This is a genomic window from Actinoplanes sp. NPDC023714 (assembly GCF_040639855.1).
GTDB lineage: Bacteria > Actinomycetota > Actinomycetes > Mycobacteriales > Micromonosporaceae > Actinoplanes.
The window spans coordinates 72541-97019 of sequence record NZ_JBFAAR010000006.1; the positions used below are offsets into that span (position 1 = coordinate 72541).

The 24479-nt window shown below is 69.0% G+C and carries 22 protein-coding genes and 1 tRNA gene; 8 read left to right on the top strand and 15 right to left on the bottom strand.

The window, feature by feature from the left end; translation table 11 throughout:
* Window positions 1-38 precede the first annotated feature (38 nt).
* A complete protein-coding gene (locus AB0G10_RS25925; RefSeq protein WP_360926705.1) occupies window positions 39-620 on the top strand; it encodes a helix-turn-helix domain-containing protein in 582 nt (193 codons plus the stop codon).
* Between the two features lie 42 nt (window positions 621-662).
* On the opposite strand, the gene AB0G10_RS25930 is transcribed toward AB0G10_RS25925, so the two are convergent.
* Window positions 663-1115, bottom strand: a complete 453-nt coding sequence (locus tag AB0G10_RS25930; RefSeq protein ID WP_360926708.1) for a hypothetical protein — start codon at window positions 1113-1115, stop codon at window positions 663-665.
* Between the two features lie 180 nt (window positions 1116-1295).
* On the opposite strand from AB0G10_RS25930, the gene AB0G10_RS25935 reads away from it, so the two are divergent.
* Window positions 1296-2153 carry an LLM class flavin-dependent oxidoreductase gene (locus AB0G10_RS25935; protein ID WP_360926711.1) on the top strand — a complete coding sequence of 286 codons (858 nt, stop codon included), beginning with the start codon at window positions 1296-1298 and terminating at the stop codon, window positions 2151-2153.
* On the opposite strand, the gene AB0G10_RS25940 is transcribed toward AB0G10_RS25935, so the two are convergent.
* The 4 genes from AB0G10_RS25940 to AB0G10_RS25955 are packed head-to-tail and all read right to left on the bottom strand — an operon-like array spanning window position 2147 to window position 5281.
* A complete protein-coding gene (locus AB0G10_RS25940) occupies window positions 2147-4159 on the bottom strand; it encodes a caspase family protein (protein ID WP_360926713.1) in 2013 nt (670 codons plus the stop codon). The genes AB0G10_RS25935 and AB0G10_RS25940 overlap by 7 nt on opposite strands.
* Window position 4160: 1 nt before the next feature.
* The gene (locus AB0G10_RS25945) at window positions 4161-4541 is read right to left on the bottom strand and encodes a hypothetical protein (protein WP_360926716.1); all 381 of its coding nucleotides are present in this window, start codon (window positions 4539-4541) and stop codon (window positions 4161-4163) included.
* Between the two features lie 30 nt (window positions 4542-4571).
* On the bottom strand, window positions 4572-5081 hold the full coding sequence (locus AB0G10_RS25950; protein ID WP_360926719.1) for a GrpB family protein: 510 nt from the start codon (window positions 5079-5081) through the stop codon (window positions 4572-4574).
* The gene (locus tag AB0G10_RS25955) at window positions 5078-5281 is read right to left on the bottom strand and encodes a hypothetical protein (protein WP_360926722.1); all 204 of its coding nucleotides are present in this window, start codon (window positions 5279-5281) and stop codon (window positions 5078-5080) included. Before AB0G10_RS25955 ends, AB0G10_RS25950 begins: the two co-directional genes overlap by 4 nt.
* Window positions 5282-5661: 380 nt before the next feature.
* Here AB0G10_RS25955 and AB0G10_RS25960 point away from each other — a divergent pair, with 380 nt between their 5' ends.
* On the top strand, window positions 5662-9885 hold the full coding sequence (locus tag AB0G10_RS25960; protein WP_360926725.1) for a polymorphic toxin-type HINT domain-containing protein: 4224 nt from the start codon (window positions 5662-5664) through the stop codon (window positions 9883-9885).
* Window positions 9885-10427 carry an Imm1 family immunity protein gene (locus AB0G10_RS25965; RefSeq protein WP_360926728.1) on the top strand — a complete coding sequence of 181 codons (543 nt, stop codon included), beginning with the start codon at window positions 9885-9887 and terminating at the stop codon, window positions 10425-10427. The genes AB0G10_RS25960 and AB0G10_RS25965 overlap by 1 nt, the downstream gene beginning before the upstream one ends.
* Before the next feature lie 21 nt (window positions 10428-10448).
* Here AB0G10_RS25965 and AB0G10_RS25970 read toward each other — a convergent pair whose 3' ends face one another.
* The 4 genes from AB0G10_RS25970 to AB0G10_RS25985 all read right to left on the bottom strand — a co-directional run bounded on the left by AB0G10_RS25970 (window position 10449) and on the right by AB0G10_RS25985 (window position 13454).
* Complete coding sequence (locus tag AB0G10_RS25970) at window positions 10449-11021, bottom strand: MarR family transcriptional regulator (RefSeq protein ID WP_360926731.1); 573 nt, start codon at window positions 11019-11021, stop codon at window positions 10449-10451.
* 4 nt (window positions 11022-11025) lie between these two features.
* Complete coding sequence (locus AB0G10_RS25975) at window positions 11026-11502, bottom strand: deaminase (protein WP_360927927.1); 477 nt, start codon at window positions 11500-11502, stop codon at window positions 11026-11028.
* A gap of 55 nt (window positions 11503-11557) precedes the next feature.
* Window positions 11558-12226 (bottom strand): GTP cyclohydrolase II, encoded by a 669-nt coding sequence (gene ribA, locus AB0G10_RS25980; RefSeq protein WP_360926734.1) that lies wholly within the window; start codon window positions 12224-12226, stop codon window positions 11558-11560.
* A gap of 64 nt (window positions 12227-12290) precedes the next feature.
* Window positions 12291-13454 (bottom strand): MFS transporter, encoded by a 1164-nt coding sequence (locus tag AB0G10_RS25985; protein WP_360926737.1) that lies wholly within the window; start codon window positions 13452-13454, stop codon window positions 12291-12293.
* Window positions 13455-13477: 23 nt separating this feature from the next.
* Here AB0G10_RS25985 and AB0G10_RS25990 point away from each other — a divergent pair, with 23 nt between their 5' ends.
* Window positions 13478-13885 carry a hypothetical protein gene (locus AB0G10_RS25990; protein WP_360926740.1) on the top strand — a complete coding sequence of 136 codons (408 nt, stop codon included), beginning with the start codon at window positions 13478-13480 and terminating at the stop codon, window positions 13883-13885.
* Window positions 13886-13896: 11 nt separating this feature from the next.
* Here AB0G10_RS25990 and AB0G10_RS25995 read toward each other — a convergent pair whose 3' ends face one another.
* The gene (locus AB0G10_RS25995) at window positions 13897-14580 is read right to left on the bottom strand and encodes a hypothetical protein (RefSeq protein ID WP_360926743.1); all 684 of its coding nucleotides are present in this window, start codon (window positions 14578-14580) and stop codon (window positions 13897-13899) included.
* A 237-nt stretch (window positions 14581-14817) separates the two neighbouring features.
* Here AB0G10_RS25995 and cmk point away from each other — a divergent pair, with 237 nt between their 5' ends.
* From cmk to AB0G10_RS26010, 3 genes are all read left to right on the top strand, one after another.
* Window positions 14818-15498 (top strand): (d)CMP kinase, encoded by a 681-nt coding sequence (cmk, locus tag AB0G10_RS26000; protein ID WP_360926746.1) that lies wholly within the window; start codon window positions 14818-14820, stop codon window positions 15496-15498.
* A gap of 44 nt (window positions 15499-15542) precedes the next feature.
* Entirely contained in the window at window positions 15543-16934 is a 1392-nt protein-coding gene (gene der / locus AB0G10_RS26005) for a ribosome biogenesis GTPase Der (protein WP_360927930.1), read from the top strand.
* Between the two features lie 52 nt (window positions 16935-16986).
* A tRNA-Pro gene (locus AB0G10_RS26010) sits at window positions 16987-17060 on the top strand.
* Between the two features lie 581 nt (window positions 17061-17641).
* On the opposite strand, the gene AB0G10_RS26015 is transcribed toward AB0G10_RS26010, so the two are convergent.
* From AB0G10_RS26015 to AB0G10_RS26035, 5 genes are all read right to left on the bottom strand, one after another.
* On the bottom strand, window positions 17642-18880 hold the full coding sequence (locus tag AB0G10_RS26015) for a hypothetical protein (protein WP_360926749.1): 1239 nt from the start codon (window positions 18878-18880) through the stop codon (window positions 17642-17644).
* 68 nt (window positions 18881-18948) lie between these two features.
* On the bottom strand, window positions 18949-19695 hold the full coding sequence (locus AB0G10_RS26020; RefSeq protein WP_360926752.1) for a hypothetical protein: 747 nt from the start codon (window positions 19693-19695) through the stop codon (window positions 18949-18951).
* A gap of 27 nt (window positions 19696-19722) precedes the next feature.
* Complete coding sequence (locus AB0G10_RS26025; protein ID WP_360926755.1) at window positions 19723-20775, bottom strand: hypothetical protein; 1053 nt, start codon at window positions 20773-20775, stop codon at window positions 19723-19725.
* 641 nt (window positions 20776-21416) lie between these two features.
* The gene (locus AB0G10_RS26030; RefSeq protein WP_360926758.1) at window positions 21417-22334 is read right to left on the bottom strand and encodes a hypothetical protein; all 918 of its coding nucleotides are present in this window, start codon (window positions 22332-22334) and stop codon (window positions 21417-21419) included.
* A gap of 425 nt (window positions 22335-22759) precedes the next feature.
* A complete protein-coding gene (locus AB0G10_RS26035; RefSeq protein ID WP_360926761.1) occupies window positions 22760-24472 on the bottom strand; it encodes a UvrD-helicase domain-containing protein in 1713 nt (570 codons plus the stop codon).
* Window positions 24473-24479: the final 7 nt, after the last annotated feature.

Sequence of the window (24479 nt, forward strand, 5' to 3'; positions counted from 1 at the left end):
GAGGAAGCGGACCGGCCGGTCAACTTATAATCGCCACCATGCGCGCCGACGCCGCCCGGAACCGGGCCCTGCTGCTGACCGCCGCCGAGGAGGCGTTCGCCGAGCACGGCATGGACGCCTCGGTCGCCGACATTGCGGCCCGGGCCGGGATCGGCAAGGGAACCGTGTTCCGCCACTTCCCGACGAAGGACGACCTGCTCGCGGCCGTGATGCTGGACCGGATGGACGCGCTCACGGCAGCGGGCCGCGGCCTGCTCGAGTCGGCGGATCCGGGCGCGGCGCTGCTCGAGTTCCTGACCCTGGCCGCCGACCGTCAGCAGAGGAACGACATGACCGTCCTCCAGCAGGCGAACGCCGTCAACGCAAGGCTCACCGAGGCGCGTACCGCGATGTTCACCCTGATCGACAGGCTGGTCACCCGAGCCCGGGACGCCGGCGCGATCCGCCCCGACATCACCGGCGCCGACGTGGTGCTGCTCATGTGCGCGCCCGGCCACGTGGCCGGTTTCGCCCCGAATCCCGTCCCCGACCTGTGGCGCCGCTACCTGTCCATCATCTTCGACGGATTGCGTCCCGCCGGCGCGACACCGCTGCCGATCCCACCGCCCCGAATGGGCTGACCACCACCTCTTCCCTGACCGGATAAATCTGGATTTATCCGGTCAGCGATCCGAGGCGACCCGTGCCTCGACCGCCGCAACCGTGCCGGCGAGAGCCTTGCCGAGGAAACTCCTCCCCGCGAACCGGAACAGGAACCCCAGCGTGCGCCCCTTCAGGTTCTTCCCGTCCCGCACCACGACGACGTCGATGTCGGTGGTGCCGTCGGTCAAGGGCGTCAATGTGTACGTGTGACCGGACTCCCCACCCCAGACATTGGAGTCGGTCGTCCGCATCGTCACGCGACGCACATCCGACCAGTCGTAGCTGAGCCGCTCCCAGATCCCGCCCGACCCCTCGGTCACGTCGGCAGTGGTGGCGCCGAGCGCGTGGACCCGCAGATCGGCGTCCGCGCTGTTGCCGAAGATCTTCTGCCGGCCCGGCCCGAAGTCGGTGATCGCCGCGACGAACTGCTCGGGGGTGACGGTGGTGTGCTGGTGGAGGCGGATCGTGGACATCTGCGTGGCTCCTTCGTCTTCTCGGTGCCACCAGACTGCCCGTGCACGGTCCCCGGTCGAGCCAGGGACGAACCCTGGTCGCGGTCCCTGGCGCCGCGCCGGCTCGACACCGGCGACGGCGTGCCTCTGCTGCGCGCAGAAACGTTTCGCGGGTGAGCCGCACGATGTCATGCTCGGCCCGTGACCGTCTTCTCGCTGCAAGCCCAGCCCACCGACGCCGGCTCGTGGCTGAAACTGGCCATCCGCGCCGAGGAGCTCGGCTTCGACGCGCTGCTGGCCGCCGACCATCCCGGCACGAGCGCATCGCCGTTCGTGGCCCTCGCCGCGGCCGCTGCCGTGACGTCGCGGATCCGGCTGGGGTCCAATGTGAGCAATGCGGGGGTACGCGAGGCCGTGCATCTGGCGGCCGACGTCGCCACCCTCGACGTCGTCTCCGGTGGGCGGGCCATCGTCGGCCTCGGAGCGGGGCACACGCCGGCCGAGTGGGAGGCCGTAGGCCGGGTGCGGCCCGGCGTACACGGAAGGGTTGAAAGGTGTGTCGCGGTGGCCCTGGCCGTGCGGGAACTGCTGGATGGTGGTCTCGAAGGCCCGCGCCCGGTGCAGGATCGCGTGCCGATGACGATCGGCACCGCCAATTCGCGGCTGCTGCGGTGGGCGGCCGAGCACGCCGACATCGTGGGGCTGAGCGGGCTGGGGCGGACGCTGCCGGACGGTCACCGGCACGAGGCGCGGTGGGGGAGGGCGCAGATCGAGCACCAGATCGCGCAGGTGCGTCTCGGGGCCGCTGAGCGAAAGCCGGTCCTGGAGGCCCTCGTCCAGATCGTCGAGGTGACGGACGACGCGTCGGCTGCCGCGAAGCCGCACGCCGACCGGATCGGGATCCCGGTGGAGGAGTTGCTGGACGCGCCGTTCGCCCTGATCGGGACCCTCGACGAGATCCGCGCCGCGATCCGCCGCCACGAGCAGCAGTGGGGGATCACGCGTTATGTGGTCCGCGAGCCGTACCTGGAGGCGGTGGTCCCGCTGATCCGTCAGTAGTCGTCGTCGCCCGTCATGTCCTTGCCGAGCCGGGCCTCCACCGCCTCCGGCTCGTACGTCTCCTCGGCCATCCGCAGGTAGAACTCGTACGGGTTCGGGACGTACCGGATGCGCCGGATCGGCAGCACGCCGCTGTAGACGATCAGGGTCCCCCACCCGCCGAGCCGGCCCAGCGGCGTCTGCCGGAAGCGGGCGTCGGCGAGCTTCGTCAGCGGGTGGGCGACGACGCGGCGGAAGAACAGCCCTCGCACGATCATGAGGCGCTTGTTGGTGAGGACGAGCCGCCAGGTCGCGTAGCCGAGCTCGTGTCCGAGACCGATCACCGCGAGCGCGATCAGTGCCCACATCAGGACCGTGGTGCGGGGTACGCCGTGGACCGTGGCCGGGATGGTGAACGGCATCCAGTCCGGCAGTGGACGCGCCAGCAACGTCTCGGTCGCCCCCGGCCGGAGGTGCACCAGATAGGCGCCGGCCGCGGACGCGCCGGTCACCACGATCGCGCGGAACAGGTAGACCGGATGCCGCTTCCACTCGCCGCGGTACCGCTCGGTGGGGAACAGGTAGCGGGCCACCAGGGTGGACGGCTCGTCCTCGAGAGGCAGGATCCGCCGCGGGTTGAAGACGCCTCGCGGGTCGGCGACATCCGGCAGGTCGTCGAACTCGGCGAACGGGGGAGGTTCGTACTCGTCGGGATCCTTGTCGCGTGCCGCCCTGGAGCCGGTGTCGTAGTAGCCGGTGTCGAAGGCCGGGTCGTTGTAGCCGAAGTCGTCGTCGAGGTAGTCCGGCCGGGTGCCGTCGGGTGTCGCCGCCTCCGGAGTCGGCTCCGGAGTCGGCTCCGAGGTCGGCTCCGAGGTCGGCTCCGGAGTCGGCTCCGGCGGCCAGGTCGGGGCCGGTCGCGGCGAGGGTGCCGGCTCCGGCCGAGGCGAGGGGTCCGGCTGCGGGTCCGGCTGGGGTGAGGGGCCCGGCTGCGGGATCGGCTGAGGAAGTGTGCCGTCCGGCGGTGGGATCAAGCTCCGTGCCAGCGCCGCCAGCTCCGGATCGACGCCGTCCGCCTGCTCCTGCAGCACGCGGCGAGCCCACATCGCGGTTCCTGGGCGCGGGTCCAGGGCCAGGCTGCCGAGCATCTGTACGGCCAGGCGCCGGACCTCCTCGTTCGGTTCGCCCAGCAGGTCCACGAGGTGCGCGATCTGCCGGGCGTCGGGGTCGATGCCCCGCGGATTGCGCGCCAGGATCAGCGAGCCGCTGCCCTCGGCGCCCTTGATGCGGAACTGCGGGTGCTGCCGCAGTTGCTGCCGGCGAACCGTGACGTAGGCGTGCCGGTAGGCGTTGAGGACGCTGATCAGCCCCGCACCGGTGGTGTCCGCCTCGCCGGTGAGGATCCCTTCGATCAGGGCCATGGTGAACACCGAGCCGTCGATCGCGTGGTCCTCGATGCGGCGCTGCTGCGCGGACTCCGCCTGCCGGGTCGCGGTGAGCAGGCACCGGCCGGTCGGCAGCGCCTCGGCCAGGTCGGGGTCGGTGTCGATCAGGCCGCCGGCCGCCGCTCCCTTGTCGTAGGCGCCGCTGTGGCAGCAGTCGAGGATCACCACCTGGCGGTCGCAGTGCGAGTCGTCGGAGAACGTCCGCAGGTTCCGGGCCGACACCGAGGTCGCGGGCAGCATGTCCGGGTCGGTGTCGCGGGTGGCGAGGTAGAGCCGGCCCTTGCCGTCCTTGATGCCGTGACCGGAGTAGTAGACCAGGATGTAGTCGTCCGGGTCGGACTGGTTGAAGATCTGGTTGAGGGCGCGCGTCACCTGCTGCGAGTCGGCGTCGACGAGCGTGGTCACCGCGAAGTCGCAGATGTCCGGGTCGGCGAGCATCGCCGTCATCCGCTCGGCGTCGTGCCCGGGTGCGACCAGGTCCATGATCTCGGCGTGGTCGTAGATCGAGTTGGCGATCACGAGCGCGTGACGCCGCAGGTTCGGCAGTGACGGCGCCGGTACGCGGTCGCCCGCCGTCGCGGTCATCTCACGTCTCGCCGTGGCGCGCTACGAAGGCGTCGACGATCTTCTGCTGCTGCTCCGCGGTGGCGTTGCCGAGCACCAGTTCGTCGTCGCCGAGCTTCACCCGCACCGGGTTCTTGGCCCGGCCGGCCCACTCGGCGGCCAGCCGCAGCAGATCGATCAGGACCGGCGCGGCCGTGGCGGCCACGCCCACCCACTCGGCGACCGCGGTGACGTCCTTCGCGGGCACCTCGTCCCGCGGCGCCGGCGCGGTGACCAGGAAGGGCTTGAGCTCGCCGCGGAACAAATCGGCGACGTCGTGGTGAAGCTCGCGGAGCAGATCTTCGGCACGGGCCGGGTCGCCGGGCGTGACGAACTGGAGGAGCACTACGCCATCACTGGTCACAACCATGAGCGTAGATGGGTGACACCACGGTCACTCCCAGACGTCCACCCGGGGCAGGCCCAGCCGATCCCGGGCGTCGTCCACCATGCGCTGGATCAGGGCGGTCTTCCCGCGCGTGTAGGTGTCCGGGTCGTTGCCGGCCAGCTCCCGCTTGAGCCGGGCGTAGGCCTCCCGGTCGGCCGGGTTCGCCAGCAGATGGTCGCGCAGGATCCGCTCGTTGCGGGTGTCCCACGACGCGGTGGTGACGACGTGCAGGTGATGCCCGTCCCGCTGGTAGAACAGCCGCTCCGGCATGCCCGTGTCCCGCCGCCGGTACCCGATCGCCGCGAGCCGGTCCTCGGCCGCGACCACGGCATCGAGGTCGTCGGCGGACACCATCAGGTCGATGATCGGTTTGGCGGCGAGCCCGGGCACGGCGGTGCTGCCCACATGTTCGGCCGCGACGACCAGCCCGGGCAGCGCACCGGTCACCTCGGCGATCGCCCGCCGCGCGCGGTCCCTCCACGCCGGGTCGTGCGCCCGGACCTCCACACCGCTCACCGGAATCTCCTCTCCGCCTCGGCGTGCCACCACTGCGGCGGGCTCGAGCCGTCCACCACGGCGCTCGGCTGATCCGGATGCAGTCCGATCCGGCGCAGCTCCTCGGCCTTGACCGAGATTGATCGGTCGCACCACCAGCGGCCGTCGGCGCTCCGCCCGCACATCACGTCGACCCGGACCGCCTCGTCTCCGAACGGCATCCAGTCGACGCCGCGATCCCGCAGTCAACCCCGCACGGCCGGCCCGGGTCGCTGCGTCACCGTGCCGAGGATCCTCACCCATTCCATGCCGGTCAGGATGCCCCATCGCCGCTCCCCGTGGCGACCGGTTATGCGCTGAGGGCGTTGCGTCATATCCATCACCATGATTGACTGCGGCTGCACATGGCAGCGGCGTCGGTCGCGCCGGCGTGAATCCAGGACCCGTTTTTCCGGCATTTCCCTGGTGGCCGGCCACCCCCGGCTCGTAAGCCTTATTTACGGGGGTAATAGTGCGCGCACGGCCGCCTTTGGCGTCTCCATTTTCCGGCCCTTTCCTGAAAACCAGGATCCGTACGGGTCTGACCGGGCTCCTCGCCGCCGTGGTGTTCGGCGCCGGACTGCACGCGCCGCCCGCAATGGCCGCGCCGTCGCAGGAACCCGCGGCGGCCGAGGACACCGGCGCTCCCATCCCGGTGCCGCCGCTGGTGACCGAGGAGTGGAACGGCAGCACCGGCGTCGTCACCAGCAATGAGCGCTGGGTGAAGTCGATCTCCGATCTGGCGGAGTTGACCGAGGAGCCGGAGGTCCGCGACGCGGCGCTGAAGATCCTGGCGACCGGTGATGCGGCGGCGATCCGGCAGTGGGCGCTGACCCAGATGCCGGTGATCTCCAAGCAGGTCAGTGACCGCAAGGCGAAGGAGGCGACGGAGCGTCTCGCCAAGGTCAAGAGCCTGTTGGGTACGGGGGTAGCGGGCGGCTACTTCAATGCCGAGGCGGAGCGGGTCTACCGGGGCAGCGATTACGACCGGGTGACGTTCTTGGCCTATGGCGCGGACATCGCCCGGGCGCGTGATCAGGCGAAGATCGATGACGCGCGGGAGCGGGCCGCGCAGTTGCGGGAACGGTTGCGGGTGTTCGCGGCCGCCGCGCCGGAGGGTTCGCAGGTCCGGGCGGCGGCGGAGCGGGCGTTGTCCGGTGATGACGCCGCGGTCGAGGCGTATTTCAAGACCGGGTACGCGGTGGCGGCGCAGGCGGACGCGCAGGCCCGGGAGCGGTATCTGGCTGATCTGGAGGAACGGAACAGGGCCGCCGAGCAGCTGAGCGATCTGGCCAAGCGGGCCGAGCGGGCGAACCAGGCCCGGGTGCAGATCATGGTGGCGCACGGCGACGGGGTCCGTGCCCTGCAGCGGTCGGCCAACGCGATGGCCGGTGCCGCCAACGCGGCCCGGCACAGCCAACGGGTCCTCGCAGGGTCGGGCACGACCGCGAGCAAAGCCGGTGACCTGAACCTGGCCAAGCAGCAGATCGCAAACGACCTGGAGGACGCCGAGCAGGCGGTTCAGGACGCGCAGGCGGCGTCGGCGTCCGCCCGGACGGCGGTGCAGGTTTTGGAGGAGACCGGCCTGACGTATGGGGTGGAGTGGGCGGCGATGGCCGTCGGGATGAGCGAGGCCGCCACCGCGGCGGCCGGCGCGATCACCACGGCCGGTCATGCGGTCGACGCCACCATCGCGACGAACGCGGCGCAGGACGCCGAGGCGAAGGCCAAGGCGCACGCGCAGCTGGCCCTGGACTGGAAGAACCACGCGGCCGAGCACGCGGTCGCGGCGGCGAAGCTGGCGGCGGCGGCGAAGAAGCAGGCCGACGCCGCGAAGACCGCGGCGGCGCGGACCAAGACCGCCCGCGAGCAGGCGCAGGCGGCCGAGGCCAAGGCGTGGGCCGAGGCGGAGAAGGTCCGGCAGCAGAAGGAGATCGCGAAGGCGCAGGCCGAGGAGGCCAAGCGGCAGCGCGACATCGCCGCGACGGAGCGCGCCGTGGCGGAGGAGCGGCGCGCCGAGGCGGAGAAGCAGGCCAACATCGCCCGCAACGCCCGCGCCGCCGCCGACGCGCAGGGGGCGATCGCCGAGCAGGCGCGGCAGAAGTCCGAAGCCGCCGGCGTCGCCGCGTCGAACGCGAACAACCGGGCCTGGCAGCAGGAGGGCGTCGCCCGCGACGCCCGCGACCAGGCCATGACGGCCGAGCGCGAGGAGCAGACCGCCAAGGCCAGGGCGCAGGCGCTCCGGGCCGCCGCCGCGCACGCCGAGACCGAGGAGGAGCGGCGGGAGGCCCAGGCGCAGGCCGACGAGGCGGACCGGCAGGCCGGCATCGCCTCCACGGCCGCGCGCTCGGCGCGGGCGTCGGCGAACACCGCCACCGGCGCGGCCGCGAACGCCCGCGCCGCCGCCACCCAGGCCGACGCCGCCGCGGATCGTGCATGGGCGGCCGCGCAGGCGGCCGACGCGGCTGCCGCCGCCGCCGATCAGGCGGCGGACAAGGCCGAGGCGGGCGCGCGGGCCACGCACGCCGCCCGGGTCCGGGCCGATGCGAAGGCGGCCGAGGCGACCGCGCAGCAGGCGAAGGCGGCCGACGCGGCGACCAGGGCGCAGCAGCTGGCGAATCAGGCGGCCGAGCAGTCGGTGCGGGCGCTGTGGGCGGCCGACCGGACGAAGGCCGAGGCGGAGGGCGCCCGCAACGAGGCGGTCGCCGCGAGCGAGCAGGCCGAATCCGCGGTCCGGTCCGCGGCCGCGGCGGCGCAGTCGTCGGCCGGCATCGCCGCGCCGGCGAACACCGCGATCGGCATGGTGAGCCCGTTCACCGGCGCCGACATCGACGCCGACTTCGTGGCGCAGGTCGCCGCGCAGGCCGAGGTCATCGGCACCGAGCAGGCCGAAGCGGCGCAGGCCCGGGCCACCGAGGCACAGAACGCCGCGGAGGCGGCGGACACGGCCGCGCGGAACGCCGCCGACCAGGTGCGACCGGCGTACCTCTCGGCAGCGGCGGCGGCGCACTCGGCCGCCGACGCCGCGGTCTCGGCGGCCCAGGCCCGGCAGTCGGCGGCGCAGGCCGCCGCCGACGGCGCCGCCGCCCGGGCCGCAGCGGCCGGCGCCGCGCGTGCTGACGCCCAGGCACGCGCCGACGCCGCCGCCGCGCGACAGTTCGCCAACCAGGCCGCCAACGACGCCGCCATCGCGGGACGCACCGCCCAGCAGGCACGGGAAGCGGCCGACGCCGCCGACCGGGCCGCCACCGACGCCGAGAACGACGCCGCCGCCGCGCGTGACATCGCGTCCCGGGCGGAGTCCGACGCGGTCAAGGCCCGGCAGGCCGCCGATGAGGCGCAGCAGTACGCCGACAGCGCCGCGGCGGCGTCCGACCAGGCGCTGCAGCACGCCACCGACGCGCAGAAGGCGGCGGACCGGGCCGAGGAGGCCGAACGGCAGCGGGCGGCGCAGGAACTCGCCGACGCCATGGCCAGCATCCCGCCGGAAGCCACCGAAGCGGACCTGTGGCAGTACCTCACCCCCGAGGAGCAGGAGCAGCTGCGCCAGGCCGAGCAGGCGGCCGGGATGAGCGTCCTGGACTTCATCAAGGCCGAGGCCGAGGACCTGTTCTGGGACCTGTCCGGTGCCGGGGACCTGGTCTCCTGCGTCCGGGACGGCAATGTCGTCGCCTGCCTGTGGACCCTGGTCGGGCTGCTCGGCGCCGTCAAGATGGTCAAGGCCACGTACAAGCTCGGCAAGCTCGTCCCGAAGCTGATCACCTTCCTGAAGAACATCAAGGACGCGCAGAAGCGCCGTGACGCGCTGCGGGATCTCGCCAAGCTCCGGAAGAAGCGCAAGGACAGGGATCCCGATTGCAAGCGCACCGGGGCGTCGAACAGCTTCCTGCCGGGCACACCGGTGCTGCTGGCGAACGGCGCCACCGTCGCCATCGAGCACGTGAAGGTCGGCGATCGGGTCCTCGCCACCGATCCGGTCACCGGGCTCACCGCGGCGAAGCCGGTCACCGCCACGATCCTCGGCACCGGCGACAAGAAGCTCGTCGACGTCACCGTCGACCTCGACGGCGACCGCGGTGACCGGACGGCCACCGTCACGGCGACCGACAGGCACCCGTTCTGGGTCGCCGACCTCGGCACCTGGGTCGACGCCGGGCTGCTGTCACCGCAGCAGTGGCTGCGGACCAGCGCCGGCACGTACGTCCAGATCGCGGCGATCGACCACCGCGACGCCAGCACCCGGGTCCACAACCTCACCGTCGCGGGCCTGCACACCTACTACGTGGTCGGTGGCGGCACACCGGTCCTCGTCCACAACGCCAACTGCGAGTCCCTCGAGGACATCGCCGACAGCCTGCCGGATCGCGGGATCAACGATCCCACCACCGGCCAGGTCGTGAAACCCAACGGCGACGACACCTGGGACCGTCTCGGTGGTCTCGTCACGAGCGGCAGTCAGAACGACGCCATCTCCATCGCGGTGAACAAGGCGTTCACCCAGTCGCCCGCCATCAACAATCCGGGCAAGAAACCGCGCGTCGACCCCGCCGACGGCGTCTCCTACTACGAATTCGAATCCAGCACCCACGTTGAGGGCCGGGTCGGTTATCACCTCGGAAACAACCGTTCGGTGACGGAAGCGCACGTCGTCATCAACAACAAGTACGGCCCCTGCGGAATCTGTCTGCGGCAGGTCGGGGCGCTGTTCTACAAGAATCAGACCTTGTACGTTCACTACAAATCCCGGGCTGGGATGAAGAAAGCAGAGATCAAGGGGAAGCGGTAGTGATTCTGGCGGTGATGGTCGGCACGACCTGGCGTTTCATCGACCCGGTGGACGACCCCGCCGGCGTCGTCGAGGAGATCCTCGATGCGCTGTCGGCGGACGCCTCCATCCCGGTCGCCGAGCTGACCTTCACCCGCAAGGCGTGGCAGGGGCACGACGTCGACACCGACAACCACCTGTTCGTCTCGGTGAACCAGGAGACCGGTTTCGGGGCCCTCACCTGGTATGTGATGCAGGGCTGGCCGCTCGAGGGTGAGAAATACGAGGAGGTCTGGGTGACCGACAACCCCGACCCGGCCGACGCCGACCCCCGGGTGGTGAAGGACCCGCACGCCGGGGCCTTCTACCACCGGCGCAGTGCTCTTCCGCTGGACAGGGTGCGGGCCGCGCTGGTCGAGTTCTGCGCGGCCGGCACGGGCGACCGCCCCGAATCCGTCTCCTGGGTGACCGGCCGGGTGGACGGCTGGCGGCAGGACGAGCCCTACCCGGCGAGCGGCGACGCCGAACCTGTGTGGAACCTGCCGGACAACCCGTGGGGGTGAGTCAGCGCCGGCAGTCCCGGCTCAGCGCCGGCAGTCCCGGCTCAGCGCCGGCAGGACCTTGGCGGTGATCTCGCGCAGCTGGGCGACCTCGTCCTCGGTCAGGTTGTCGAAGACGAGACGGCGCACCTCGGCCACGTGGCCGGGTGCGGCAGCGCGGAGGGTGTCCATGCCGAGTTCGGTGAGGCAGGCGACCTGGCCGCGCTTGTCGCTGGGGCAGGCCTGGCGCTGGACCCAGCCGCGCTGTTCGAGGCTGGCCACGGCGTGCGAGAGGCGGCTCGTGGTGGTGCCGACCATGCGGGCCAGGTCGGTCATCCGCATGGAGTGGCCCTGGGCGGCGCTGAGGTTCGCGAGGATCTGATAGTAGGCGTGCGGGATCCCGGTGTCCTCGCGCAGCTGCCGGTCCAGGGCCGCGGGCATCAGGATGAGGACCTGGGCGAGGTTGAGCCAGGTCCGCATCTCGGGGTCGGTCAGCCAGCGAGGCTCGGTGCCGGAGGCCGGAACGTCGGCCGCCGGAGCCTCGACGGCCGGAACCGGGGGCTCGGCGGCCGGCTTCACGGATCCGGCGGCCTGCACCACGTCGGGGAAGACGGTCACGGTCTCATCCTGCCTGGCCGGGGGAGAGGACGTGCGCGTTGACGGCGCGAACCTCGCCGGCCTGGCCGGGCAGCTCGACCACCTCGACGCCGGCCCGGACCAGGGTGCCGACACCGTCGCAGTCGGCGAAGACGAGCGGCTCACGCAGGGCCAGCACGACGCGGCGCAGGCCGGCCGCGACGACGAGCTCGGTGCAGGAGGCGGGCCGGGAACGGCGGCTCGTGCACGGCTCCATCGTCGTGTAGATGGTGGCCCGGGACAGGTCCGTCCCCGGCGCGATCTTCGCGAGGGCGGCTTCCTCGGCGTGCTCGTGCGGGTCGGTCTCGCCGGTGTAGCCGGTCGCCAGGATGCTGCCGTCGTAGTCGACGACGATGGCGCCGACCGCGTACCGGTCGCCGACCCGCGGCGCGAGCTTCGAGAACGTGATGGCGGCGTCCATCCAGTCGGCGTCGGTGGCGACCGACTCGATGCGGTCCGGCATCCGGGGCGCCGGGACGATGCCGAGCGCCGGGAAGGCGGTCTTCACCAGGCTCATGTCAGCCCGCCAGCGGCAGGTCGAGGGTGTGCGCCGTGTGGTCGCGCTTCGCGGTCAGGTAGCGGGCGTTCGCCCCGGTCAGGTGCACCTCGGTCGGGATCCGCTCGGCCACCTCGACGCCGAGCGCGGTGAGCTGGGTGGCCTTGTCCGGATTGTTGCTGAGCAGCCGGATCCGGTCGACGCCGAGCGCCGTGAGCATCTGCGCGGCAGCGGTGTAGTCGCGTTCGTCCTCGCCGTGGCCGAGCGCCAGGTTCGCCTCGTAGGTGTCGAGCCCGGTGTCCTGCAGCGCGTACGCGTCCAGTTTCGCGTAGAGGCCGATGCCCCGGCCCTCCTGGCGCAGGTAGAGCAGGAACCCGCCCTGCCCGGCGATCCGCTCGACGGCCTCGCGCAGCTGCGGGCCGCAGTCGCAGCGCTCGCTGCCGAACACGTCGCCGGTGAGGCATTCACTGTGCGGCCGGACCAGAGGAGCCTCGCCGGCTCCTGCGCCCGCGCCGCCGCCGGTGAGCGTGGCCCGCCACGGGCCGAGGCCGAGCGCCAGGTGTTCCTTGCCGTCGACCAGCCCAGTGAACGTGAAGACGTCAGCGGTGGTGGAGTATCCGTCCGGGAACCGCAGGGGCACCGAAACCCGGGTCCGCACCCTCGTGGCTGGCAGATCCAGCGTGACCGTCATGCCGACCCCCATGTTGTTGAAGTTTCACAAGCATCCGCCCGCGATATTGAAACTTCAAGAGCATCTAGGAGTAAGAGAACTCACGCCGGGTGGAGAGCCGTGGTTCGAGGACGACGACCACGAAGGCCAGCAGGCTCAGGACCCCGCCGGCCAGGGCCAGGCTCCGCACCCCGGCCGCGGTGATCAGCACCCCGCCGATCAGCGCACCGCCCATGATGCCGACGTTGAAGGCGGTCGAGGTGCCGGCCGCGGCCATGTCGGTGCTCTTCGGGGCGGTTTCGAGGGCCCGTACCCCCAACGCGGCCGCCATCGACGCCAGGGTGAAACCGGCGGCAGCGAGGGTGACCACCGACGCGGCCGCCGACGTTCCGAACGCCCACTGCGCGAACAGCGCCGCCGTCTGCAACCCGATCATGAGGGCCATGGTGAGCCAGCCGTTGCGCCCGACCAGCCAGCCCGCCACGAAGACGCCCGCGAGGCCGGCCAGCCCGCGCACGAACAGCAGCGGGCTCACCGCCGACTCGTCGAAGCCGCTCACCTCGGTCAGGAACGGGTTGATGTAGGTCAGCACGGTGAACGAACCGGCCACCGCGAGCGCCGTGTAGACCACGATCGCCCAGTACCGTCCTGCGTCCGGCGCGCTGCCCACCGCCGTCTCGGCCTCGGCCGGCGGCGTCTTCGGCATCAGCGTCACGATCGTGACGAGGATCAGAAGCCCGACACCCGACAGGGCCAGGAACGCGGCCTGCCATCCCAGCCGCTGTCCCAGCCACGTCCCGGCGGGCACGCCGGCGAGCGCTCCCAGTGAGCTGCCGGCGTACAGAATCGACAGCGCGCGCGGCCGCAGCCTGGCCTCGAAGAGAGCCGCCGTCGCGGGAGTGACCACCGACCAGAAGAGGGCCTGGCTCATCGCCACGACGATGCGGGCGCCCATGAGCGGCCCATAGCCGTCGAGCACCGCCGAGGCCGCGTTCCCGGCCACGAAGATCGCGAGCAGGCTGCAGAGCAGCATGCGACGCGGGATGCGGTGGGTGATTTTGGTGAGGGGTACGGAGGTGAGCACCACCACCAGCGCGTAGACCGTGACCAGCATCCCGGCCTGCGAGATCGTCGTCCCGGTGTCCCCGGCGATCATCGGCAGCAGCCCGATCGGCAGCGTCTCGGCCGTCACGTAGGTGAAGGTGGACAGCGCCAGCGCGAGCAGCGAGACGACGGCACGAACGCTCATGACCTCTCTTCTACCCTGAGACAGTGAAGATCGTCGGTGTTCTCGGTGTCGTGCTGCTGGCTGTGCTCACCGGTTGTGGTGGTGGCGGGGGCAACGCCGGGGCCGAGGCCGTCGACCGGACCGCGGCGGCGATCGCGCGCAGCGTCGACGTGTCGCTGGCGAACCTGAGCGCGGGGGACATGAGCGCGGGCGGGATCTCGTATCTGACGTCGAACATCACCGACCGTCGCGGCGAGGTGCTGGGATCGGGCGGCGAGTCGTCGCTCGAGCAGGATGCGCTGCAGGCGTGGGTGGAGGCACGGTTCGAGATGTCGGCCTCGGGCGGCTACCTGGGCAAGACCCAGGAGAACGCGATCGTCTGCCTGCGGTTCGAGGTGCATCTGAGGTACGCGGACTACACCACCTACGACGAGATCGACTGCCCGGCCTGATCGGTGGGGGTCTACCAGCCCCACAGGTGGAACTTGTGGCGGCCGGAGAACCACGCGCCGGTGTCGCGGGAGAGGCGGTAGGTGCCGAGCCAGCCGAGCGGTTTGACGATCACGTCCACCTGCCAGGAGCGGTGGTAGCGGGTCTGGGCGAGGCCGCAGTGGGACAGGGCGTGGTACCAGCCCTGGTAGGTGTCGCAGAGCAGGGTCGCTCGCGCTGTGGCGTTCGGGCCGGTCACGAGTTCGTAGGTCGGCTCCGGGGAGTCCCAGCGTGGTGACTTCGCGTGGTCGGACAGGTGCAAGGCGTCGCCGTCGCCGCCCCAGACGCGGAGCCAGTTGCGATCGTCGCGGCGAGATGCCAGCCAGTTCGCCTGGACGCGGCGGTCGTCCGAGGGCTGCCATTCGGTGAGCAGGGACTCGCCGGCCGCGGCCATCTTCGTCGAGGCGGCGGCCCAGGCCAGGACGTCTTCGATGTGTGGCCCCCACCACCGGGAGAACACGCTCAGCGCCGGGTGGATCGGCGGCTCGCCGGTCTCGTACCAGCGCTCGAGGCCAAGGTCGGGGCGGCGCCAGCCGAGGCCGAAGACAAGCAGGTGGAGCATCGGGGCCCAGAAGGCGATCAGCTCGGTCTTGTCGGTGCCGTCCTGGCGCATGGAGGCTGGTACGGGTGGTGGGTGGACCTGATCTGTTCGGTCCACGGGCTCAGCGTAGACGGGTCAGAGCTTGCGCCTCGCCTCACGCGAAAGGCGCGCTGCGGCGTCGGGACGGCAGGGGCCCGCGTCGTGGGCGGGGACGGCGGTGGTGCGGTTGGTGACGCGCTGTGATCGTACCCGTGAAAGGTTTTGATCTTTGGGGTGGTGAGCCCCGGTTCGTCGGTGACGGCATGGACGGGCACAATGGGAGGGTTGGTTGCCGTGGGGACTTCAGGAGGAACGGTGGCGCTTCAGGAACGGCCGGAAACGTGCGTGGTCGCCGTCGACGGCCCGTCCGGCTCGGGCAAATCCACTGTTTCCCGGCGGCTCGCCGCGGCGGTCGAGGGTGTTTACCTCGACACCGGCGCCATGTACCGGGCCATCACCTGGGCTGTTCTGCAGGGCGGCGCCGACCTGGCGGACCCGGACGCGATCGCGAAGATCGCGCTGGAGACCGAGTTGTCGATCGGCACCGACCCTTCGGCGCCGCATTTCGCCGCTAATGGGGTGAATGTCGACGCGCCCATTCGCGGTGCGGAGGTCACCGGGGCCGTCTCCGCTGTCGCCGCCGTGCCGGCCGTGCGGAAACACCTGGTCGCGCTGCAGCAGGCGATCATCGCGGCGCACCCGCGCATCATCGTCGAGGGCCGGGACATCGCGTCCGTGGTCGCCCCCGACGCCGACCTGAAGGTCTACCTGACCGCGTCCGCCGCCGCCCGCGCCGCCCGGCGCAGCGCCGAGGACGCCACCGACGTCGCCGCCACCGAGGCCGACCTGGCCCGCCGCGACAAGCTCGACTCCAGCCGCGCGGTCGACCCGCTGCGCCAGGCCTCCGACGCCATCGAGGTGGACACCACCGGGATGGGCATCGACGAGGTCGTGGCGCATCTGCTCGATCTGCTCAACAGCAAGGTAAGTAAGTGACTGATCTTCCCGCTGGTCTCGATCTCAACGATTTCGAGGGTGGTCTGGACTTCTCCTCGCCTTCGTCCTCTTCCTCGGATGATTCCGATTTCTCCGGACCTGTTCCGGTTGTCGCCGTCGTCGGGCGCCCCAACGTGGGCAAGTCGACGCTGGTGAACCGGATCATCGGCCGTCGTCAGGCGGTCGTCGAGGACGTCGCCGGGGTGACCCGGGACCGGGTTCCCTATGACGCTCAGTGGAGTGGGCGGCGGTTCACCGTCGTCGACACCGGTGGGTGGGAGCCGGATGCTCGTGACCGGGCCCGGGCGATCGCGGCTCAGGCTGAGATCGCTGTGCAGACGGCTGATGTGGTCATCTTCGTCGTCGATGTGACCGTCGGCGCTACGGACGTCGACGAGGCCGCGGTGAAGATGCTGCGGCGTAGTCACAAGCCGGTGATCCTGGTCGCGAATAAGGCCGATAACCAGAACCTCGAGCTGGAAGCTGTCTCGCTGTGGCAGCTCGGGCTGGGGGAGCCTTATCCGATTTCGGCTCTGCATGGTCGTGGGTCGGGTGACCTTCTGGATGTCATCCTTTCTTCTCTTCCTCCTACGCCGCCTGTTGTCGAGGGCGGGCCGCGGGGGCCTCGGCGGGTCGCGTTGGTGGGCCGGCCGAACGTCGGGAAGTCGAGTCTGCTGAACCGTTTGGCTCGTGAAGAGCGGGCTGTTGTCGACTCCGTCGCCGGCACCACGGTTGACCCCGTCGACAGCCTGGTCGAGATGGATGGGGACGTCTGGCAGTTCGTGGATACGGCTGGGCTGCGGAAGCGGGTGCATCAGGCTTCGGGTACGGAGTACTACGCGTCGCTGCGCACCGCCGGGGCCGTCGAAGCCGCTGAGGTGGCTGTCGTGCTGCTGGACTCCGGTGAAGTGATCAGTGAGCAGGATCAGCGGGTCATCTCGCAGGTGATCGAGGCTGGGCGGGCTCTGGTGATCGCCTATAACAAGTGGGACCTGGTCGACGCTGACCGGCGGATCTTCCTGGACAAGGAGATCGACCGGGACATGAAGCGGGTGGGTTGGGCTGTTCGGGTGAACATCTCGGCCAAGACGGGTCGGGCCGTGGACAAGCTCGCGCCTGCTCTGCGGAAGGCCCTCGCCTCGTGGGAGCAGCGGATTCCTACCGGCGCTTTGAACCAGTGGATCACTGCTTTGACGCAGGCCACGCCTCACCCTGTGCGGGGTGGGCGGGCTCCTCGCGTGCTGTTCGTGACTCAGGCCGGGGTGGCGCCGCCTCGGTTCGTGCTCTTCACTACCGGGCCGTTCGACGCCGGGTACCTGCGGTTCATCGAGCGGAAGTTGCGGGAGGAGTTCGGGTTCGAGGGGACTCCGATCGAGCTCTCGGTGAAGCCCCGGAAGAAGCTGGGGCCGGGGGGTCGGGGGAAGGCTCACGGGTAGCGGTTGGTATGGTTTAGGAGATGTCGCGCCGGGCTGAGGTTCGGGGCGGGATCGGGCTGTAGCGCAGCTTGGTAGCGCACTTGACTGGGGGTCAAGGGGTCGCAGGTTCAAATCCTGTCAGCCCGACAAAATGTAGCGGATGACCTGCGGAAACGCAGGTCATCTTTTTTATATGGCAAGACTGTCCCCCGTTTTACCCACGCTTTTGAGATCGAGCGGGGCGGTAGTGGATGTCGCACCGTTCGGTCTTCCGTTCACCTGGCCTGAGAGGGAGGGCAGTCCTCCTAGGGATCTGTACGCGGTCGGTGTCTGGCTCATGAGCCAGGCCTCGCCTTGCATGGGATCGTTGCCGATTGGTTCTTCCCGGCGGGGAAGGGTGGGGGAGTGGCTCCTAGTCGCATGCGATCTTGGGCGTGCCAATCAGGGATCATAGTTGTAGGAATCAGGACAAACTTCTGACGCTGCTCGGATGGCATCTGTACGGTCGGCAGCTCAGTCAGCCGAGGCTGTATGGGGCTCCGCAGCAACTTGGTCTCGAGGCACGTTGAGGACGTGAGCATCGTCGCTCGGTTCCGCCCGCCGTCGCGTGTCGTCGCGGACGAATGGGCCAGCTCGACGGTTTCTGCCAGTCGCGAAGCGGCACCGAGCCATTGGTCGGCACCGCTAACTCGTGAGGCGAGAAACATCGGCGGCTCTGGCGTGTCGATCTACCGGGCACCGCCGACGAGGAATGGCAAGAAGGCGATACGCATCTCGCGGGCCGTGTCACCATTTGCGTGGATGACGAAGTCGTATCGCTCATCCGGGTGGGTCGTGCCGCGTCGCTTGAAGTTCGGGTGGTCCTCGAACGCGGTGATGGCCTTACTGATCACGTTGGTGACGTCGCGATCCCGGATGAAGAGCAACAATGCGGCCTTGGTGTCGCGCCAGGTCAGGTAGCCTAAGAGTTGATCGATCGTGTCCGTGATCTTGCCGGGTCCATCCTTCGGGCCGAAGATCTTGCACTCGCCAATGAAGACGTTGGCATCCTTCTCGCGGATCAGGATGTCGGTCTTGCCGCCGCAGTTGAAGAGCTCGCCCCCTGCCTTTCCCTCGAACTGGGCGTTCAGAAGGATCAGCAGCAGGTCGCGGATCAGTTCTTCACCGAGCTTCTCGGTCAGCGATGGACTGCGTTCGAACGCGTTGCGGGCGTTTCGCAACACCGCGAGTGCGTCCTCGTAGCTAGCTTCTTCGAGCGTTGGCTCGGGTTCGAACGGTTTCGTGTTGCTCTGGTTCGGCGGTGGCGTACGTGTGACGAGCCGGCGCCGCCGTACAGGCACGGTGTGGACGTCAGCGTCGGCTCGCCGGCGGATTGGAATGCCGATGTCTGCATGGACCTGCCGCGCCGCGAGCAGGCGCGCCCGTCGCTGGGCGACCCATTGCGGGACCTGGTTGAGCAGGTTGCCGTTGTGGGCATTGATGTCAGCGCGGGCAAAGCCCAGAGCTTGCTCGATGCGATCGATCAACCTTTGGAACCACTGTCTGATCTCGTCCGGTTGGGGGTGCGTGCCCTCCCAGACGATCACCAACTCGCTGGCCTTTTCGTCGACCTTGCCCTCCAGCGGCGACGTGAAGTATTGGCTCGCCTTCATGGTGAAGGGGGCAGGGTGACCGCTGAACGGGATTCGGACGGTGTACCGGATGACTCGTTGGCGTACTCGTTCCCGAAATGCATCGACCACGATGCGTTCGGTCTCGATCGGCTTCTCCTCCATGTACCACTGCTCGCGGTGAAGCTCCGGGCACTCGACCGCGCCGACCGCGACGAGCTCGGTAATGAGGTCCGCGTCGGTGCGCGCCAGGAAGTCGTCGTCGTCCCAGCCGTTCAGGGCGTCCACGACCTGCTTGTGGTTGGTGCCAAGGTCCGCCGGTAACTCGCGGCCATTGAACAGATGGATACTTGCCACCCGGTCATCTTGCCGAACGGGTCTGACACTTTCTCCAATCGACCGTCGAGTCCGGAGCGCCGGACTCGTCAGGGCTCGTCGGACGAGGGCACGGCGGCCGCGTTACCGAGTGTCTCCAGCGACACGAACAGCTGCTCGGCATACTTCTCGGCGGCTCGACGTATCGAACCCTGCGTGAACCACCACTGCCATGTCGCCGCACAGACCAGATCGAAGAGGATCAGCCCGGTCTGTTGCTTCCAGCCCAGCGGCACGATCGCCCAGTAGGCGAGAGCGAGAGTAACCAGGATGGCCAGCCCGCAGACAATCATTCCCGGTACGCGGCACGCGTACCCGTTGCGTCGCAGGCCATAGGCGACGACTTCTTCGAAGACCAGCGGGAACCGGGCTCGATCGCGGGTGCGTTCCCGCAGCGCCGCGGTAGCGACTGCGTATAGCGCGTCGGCCTCGACCGGGTCGGCATGCTCACCGGCGGCGTCGGGGAGATCGATACCGAGATGTGTAAGCACGAGGCGGTGCCGCCGGGCCACCACGGCCGGCGCTGGCGCGTCTCGCCAGCGCAGCAAGAGTTCGGAGGGGCGCCCTCCCCAGGCGCGGAACAGTCCCGGTTCGACGCGCAGCCCGCGGTCGCGGACTGCCTGCGACACGAGCACCGGCAGGCAAAACGCCGCGACCGCGGACACCTTACTGGCGATGCCGACCGCGACCGGAATGGCGGTGACCGTCAAGACGAACACCGGGGCCACGACAAGCACAGCGGGCAGGAACCGCGCCGTCCGGGTGTACCGGTCGGTGACCAGTTGCAGCAGGGTCATGCCCGCCTCGCGCGGCGCCCACGGCGGTCAATCGTCATCGCCGGTCTCCACCAGCGCCGGCAGCGGGGTGACGGGGTACCAACCAGCCCGGGACGGGGCGTCAGGACTGTGATGACAGATGGTGCCGCCCTCGGTCGCCACGACCACGCACCCCCGGCGGATCAACGCGTTGACGACCTTCGGCGACGGATGTTTCGGCGCCGCCTTCGCCGAACTGATCATCGCGGTCCGGGTGCCAGGATGCGGCGCCGACGGCGGCCCGATTAGCCGATCGAGAACGGTTGGGCCGAGATTGCGGCGGCTGCCGTGGTGCGGGGCCTGCAGAAACCTCAGCGGCTGTAGCTGAAATGACCCGTGCAGGTCTTCGTACCGGGCGGCGGCCGCCTCCAAAGCCGGGATGCCGGCGTCGCCGGTGAACAACATCCGTTCGCCGTCCACGGTCAACAGCGTGATCACCGAAGAGTTGTTGCGGGGACTGGTCTCCCCATCGTCGCTCAACGTCTCCGTCGGCAGGGACGCGGCCGAATGCTCGAGCAGGTTGACGCCCGTCTGCCGCACCGACTCTCGGGCGGCGACCGACAGCGCCGCAGACCGGGCTTCCCGCAGCTGCTGGTCCAACAAGGTCTCGTAGTATGACCGCGTCGGTCCCAGGACGGTCAGCTGACCGTCGAACCGGGAGGTGCCGGCGAACGGCTCGACCAGCGACACCCGATTGGCGCGGGCGGTCGCGAGTAACTTCTCCAGCGACTCCAGGTTGGAGAAGTCGGCGATGTCCTGGCGGTGCAGGCCGGGCTGGTGGATCATCAGCTGTCGCACATCGAGCAGATCGATCGCCCCGGCCAGGCCGTCCAGATGATCGGCGTCAGGGTGCGTAGAGATCATCAGATCGACCTGGCGGGTCTGATAGTGCTTCTCCACGTGGCCGGCGAGGTCTTCACTGGTGTAGCCGCGGCCCCCGTCGATCACCACGACGGCGAGGCGCTGCGTGGACTCGACGGTGAACCGGACCGTAATGGCGTCGCCGCTTTTGCCGCCGTCCTGGTTCTCGTTCTCCACCGGAAGGAAGTCAACTTCGTACACGGCCGTCCTCATCTGGCGCTGGCAAGTTACTCGTACAGGTGATCGAACTGACGAGCAATGTACGCCGATCTTGCCGTCACCGCCAGTAACGTAAGTCGCCTAGCCTGGGCCGTAACAACACCGCTGCCTGGATCGTTAACTACGCTCTGTAGGGCTCAAGTTTCTCGACAACATTCGCAGTGGCCGGCCGGGCGTGAGCCGTCCCGAAGTACCTCGCAGGTGTAACCGATCCCGGACTGCGCACCGTCTCGGTGCTTCCGGGCGGAACGTCTGCCGCCTTCGGCTTAGATTCGGGTCCATGATCGCCATGTCGCTGGCGGCGGTGACTGCGTGAAGCCGTTCGTGGCCAGGCGCGAACGCCGACGTCAACTTTAGGTCGATTGGTCTTCTCGGAGTAGGCCAGCCGCCGGTGGCAAGGCGTAGACGCACGGCTATTCGGATGCGGTCACCGAATATGCGCCAGAGCCGTTCTCTTTACAGACCCCGAGGGAGCCCGTATCGCCACTCGCTACGCCTACTACATGTAGGTCTCCCAGCGTGACCGCTGGTGCGAGCAAGTCCAGGCCGCCAGCGACCGACGAGGTAGTGGTGGTGCCTGCCGGTATCCGCGCTGCGGCTACCGGCAGGTAGCCCCTGCCTTCTTACGCCGCTTGTCGGTGTTCCTCCTCAAGTGCAGAGGGTCGGCCTTCCCACTTTGAATCGGAGCTTTGGCATTCGATGCAGGCCGCGCGCTGGTGCAGCTCGATGCTGATGCCGCCGGCGCTCGCGATCGCGAACCCAGGGGCCTGCGAGGTGATGGTTAGCGGCCCGCCGTACACGTCGACGTCCAGGTCGTTCAGGTAGGCCACCGCTTCGGCCGGTGTGATCGTGCCGCACCAGCTCAGGTGGGCCCGTGCCGCTTCAGCCGGGGCAGGGACGAAAACGGCGTCACGGCCGCTCTGGCTATCGAGCACGGGCAGAAGCGGGAAGAACGCGCTGTAGAGGCCGGTGTGCGAGGTAGGTAACCAGAGGTTGCCCCATCGGTCTTCGAGTTCGGTGAGGCCGCTGGTACGCCAGACCGGCTCGAATCCCTTGGCGTCACGGTTGTCCCGAACCTCGAACTCGAGCAGCTGGATGGTCGCACGACGGCGGTCACGAATCTCGATGATGGTGTCAGTGGGAAGATGCAGCAACTCGTACCCATGGCGGGTGAGGCCATGGAATCGCAATCCGGGGATGCCTCGGCACTCCAGCCAGCCGCGCCGCTCGCTAACGTAGGGCAACAGGTAGCTGGCCATCCGCGGAGCCAGGGTCGAGCCCATGATGATGCGATCCGGCTGCGGCGAGATCCATGATCCGTAGCAGTCGAACAGCTCGGTCAACGTCCGGCCAGTCGGGTTCCACGGGTGGTTCCGGCGGGCATGGGCGAAGATCTCGAGCAGGGTGGCTTGCAGAACTTGCTGGCTGATCGGCTGCTTCAGTAACTCGCCGCGCTGCGGAATTCCCCGGCGGGCGAGGGCGCTCGGCTCCTTCGTGATGTCCCGACGGTACTTCCAGCGACTCGGGTTCGTCCCTCTCATGGTTGACCTTCCAGGCACGGCGTACGTCCCGGACCACGCCGCGGCTTGCTGAGGTCAATCGGCATGGAGACTAGCTTCGGCATAGACAGAGCCACGGGCACCACCCTTGAACTGCGGGCATCGATGTCCGGGCATCGGATGTCGCTGTGCAGCGGGCGGCCGGCTCCGAGCCGCCGCTTCAGACTGTATCGAGCCAACACGGACCAGACTCGGCGGCTCGACATATGGCTTGGCGAGTTCACCCGCAGGAGGTGCCGGGGCCGGCCCGGCTACCAATGGTCTGACAAGCCGGGCGGTGGCTGAACTAGCAATACTCCGATGAGCCCTCAGCAGGCTGATCTACCGGCGTTGGGCAGTTCACGCGGCGCATCTGAGCCTGTACAACCGAGCCGCAACAGCCACGATGCCTCTGGACTTGGGCCATTTCAGCCGATCAGCGAGTTGGCGCCGACCGGGCGTACGAAGACCACCAGGAAGCGCGCACGGGTGATCGCGACTCGCAGAACCCGCCGAGCTCGCTCTACTCGAACGGCCTCCCAGGCGGTGTCGAGTAGTTGATCTTTGTACTGACCCTCGGTGATGATGACAGCGTCGAACTCTTTGCCCTTGGACTTGTGCATGTTCATCAAGCTGACCGGCACGGGGTCGGCCTGTGCAGCTTCCAATGTCTCGTTGGCCAGGACCCGTCGGACGGCGAGCGCGGCGCCCGGGTAGGCGTTGCGGCCGTTCCAGACGTCCATCAACGTCCAGGCAAGCGCGTCGGTCGCCTTGAACAGCCGTAGGAGCCGGGCCTTGCTGAAGATCTCTTTAAGCTCGGTGGCGCTGTGTAGCCGCTTGCGGGCGATCTGCCAATCGCTGACGGGGTCACCGGAGAATTCCGGGGGCGAGTCAAAGTCGGCGAGAAGCACCTTCGCGGCGTTGGAGCGGGGAGCCTTGCCGTCTCGTATCGCGGCGATGGCCTTTTCGATGGTGGTGATGGTGGCGCGTGCCCCGTTGGTGCCGTCGGCGAGCTTGATCCGGTAGAAGTCGGTGATGGCGGTCAGAGTGCCGGCTAGGGCTTCGATCTTGGTCAGGCTGGGCCACTCCATGATCGACGCGACGACGTAGCCGGCGGCGGCCGATAGGGCCGCATCCCAGTGCAGCTCGTGGTCGATTGCGTGCAGCATGGCGTTCGCCTTGGTGAGATGTGGCTGATCGATGGAGATCCGCTCAGAGACTCGAGCGACCAGGGCGCTGGAGGCGGCAAGTACCGCGATCGTCGGCGTTCGGCCGAGCCGCTGCTCGAGGAATGCGCGTACCGCGACGATAGCCGTGTGCGTCCACTGCTCGACGTTGACAGGGAATTGGTATGACCTGGTCTTCACGCTCGGGGGGATTGGCTGGTTGGGGTCGTTGCGCAAGACCGCGTTGGCGTAGTCCAGGAGTCCTCCTCCAGGGCTGCGGTGGTTGTCTCCGGACAGTTCGAACTGTTCGGGTGCCAGTTGCTCGATGGCTTGCTCGATGCGATGTTCGTCGACGCCGGGTACGAAGCCTTCGTAGATTCGCTGGTCCGGATCTGCCAGGCAGATGATCGTCGACGTCTCACTCAAGGCTCGTACTGCGCGCCATTGGTCTTCGTTGGTGTCTTGGAATTCGTCGACGATGACCAGCGGATACGTGTCGCAGTAGAGCGTGCGTACGGCCGGGATCGTGGTCAACAGAGTGGCCGCGGTCGGGGCGAGACGGTCGAAGACGTATCGGCCTTCGTCTCGGGCCAGGCGTTCGGTTTCGAGGGCCCAGTCGCCGGTGAAGTCCGCTTTGAGCTGCCGCTCCCCGTCCGGCGCGATGAACGACGAGGGGCTGCCGTTCAGTAGTGGTCCGTGCGCTCGGACGAGTTCGAGGAAAAACGAATGGAAGGTACGGACCTCGAGCCGGTCGCGGATGCTCGGGGTGAGGGTGCCGCGCATCCGATCGGAGATCTGGCGCACCGCGGCCCGGGAGAAGCTGAGGAAGAGAACTCGCTGCTCGGGCTCCAGTGTGTTCATGACCTCGGCGGCCTTGAGCAGGGCGATGGTGGTCTTGCCGCAACCGGGACCGCCCTGGATCAGCAGGTGCCCAGATGCGGCGAGGATTGCCTTGCGGGTGTCGTCGAGTTCCACCGGCATC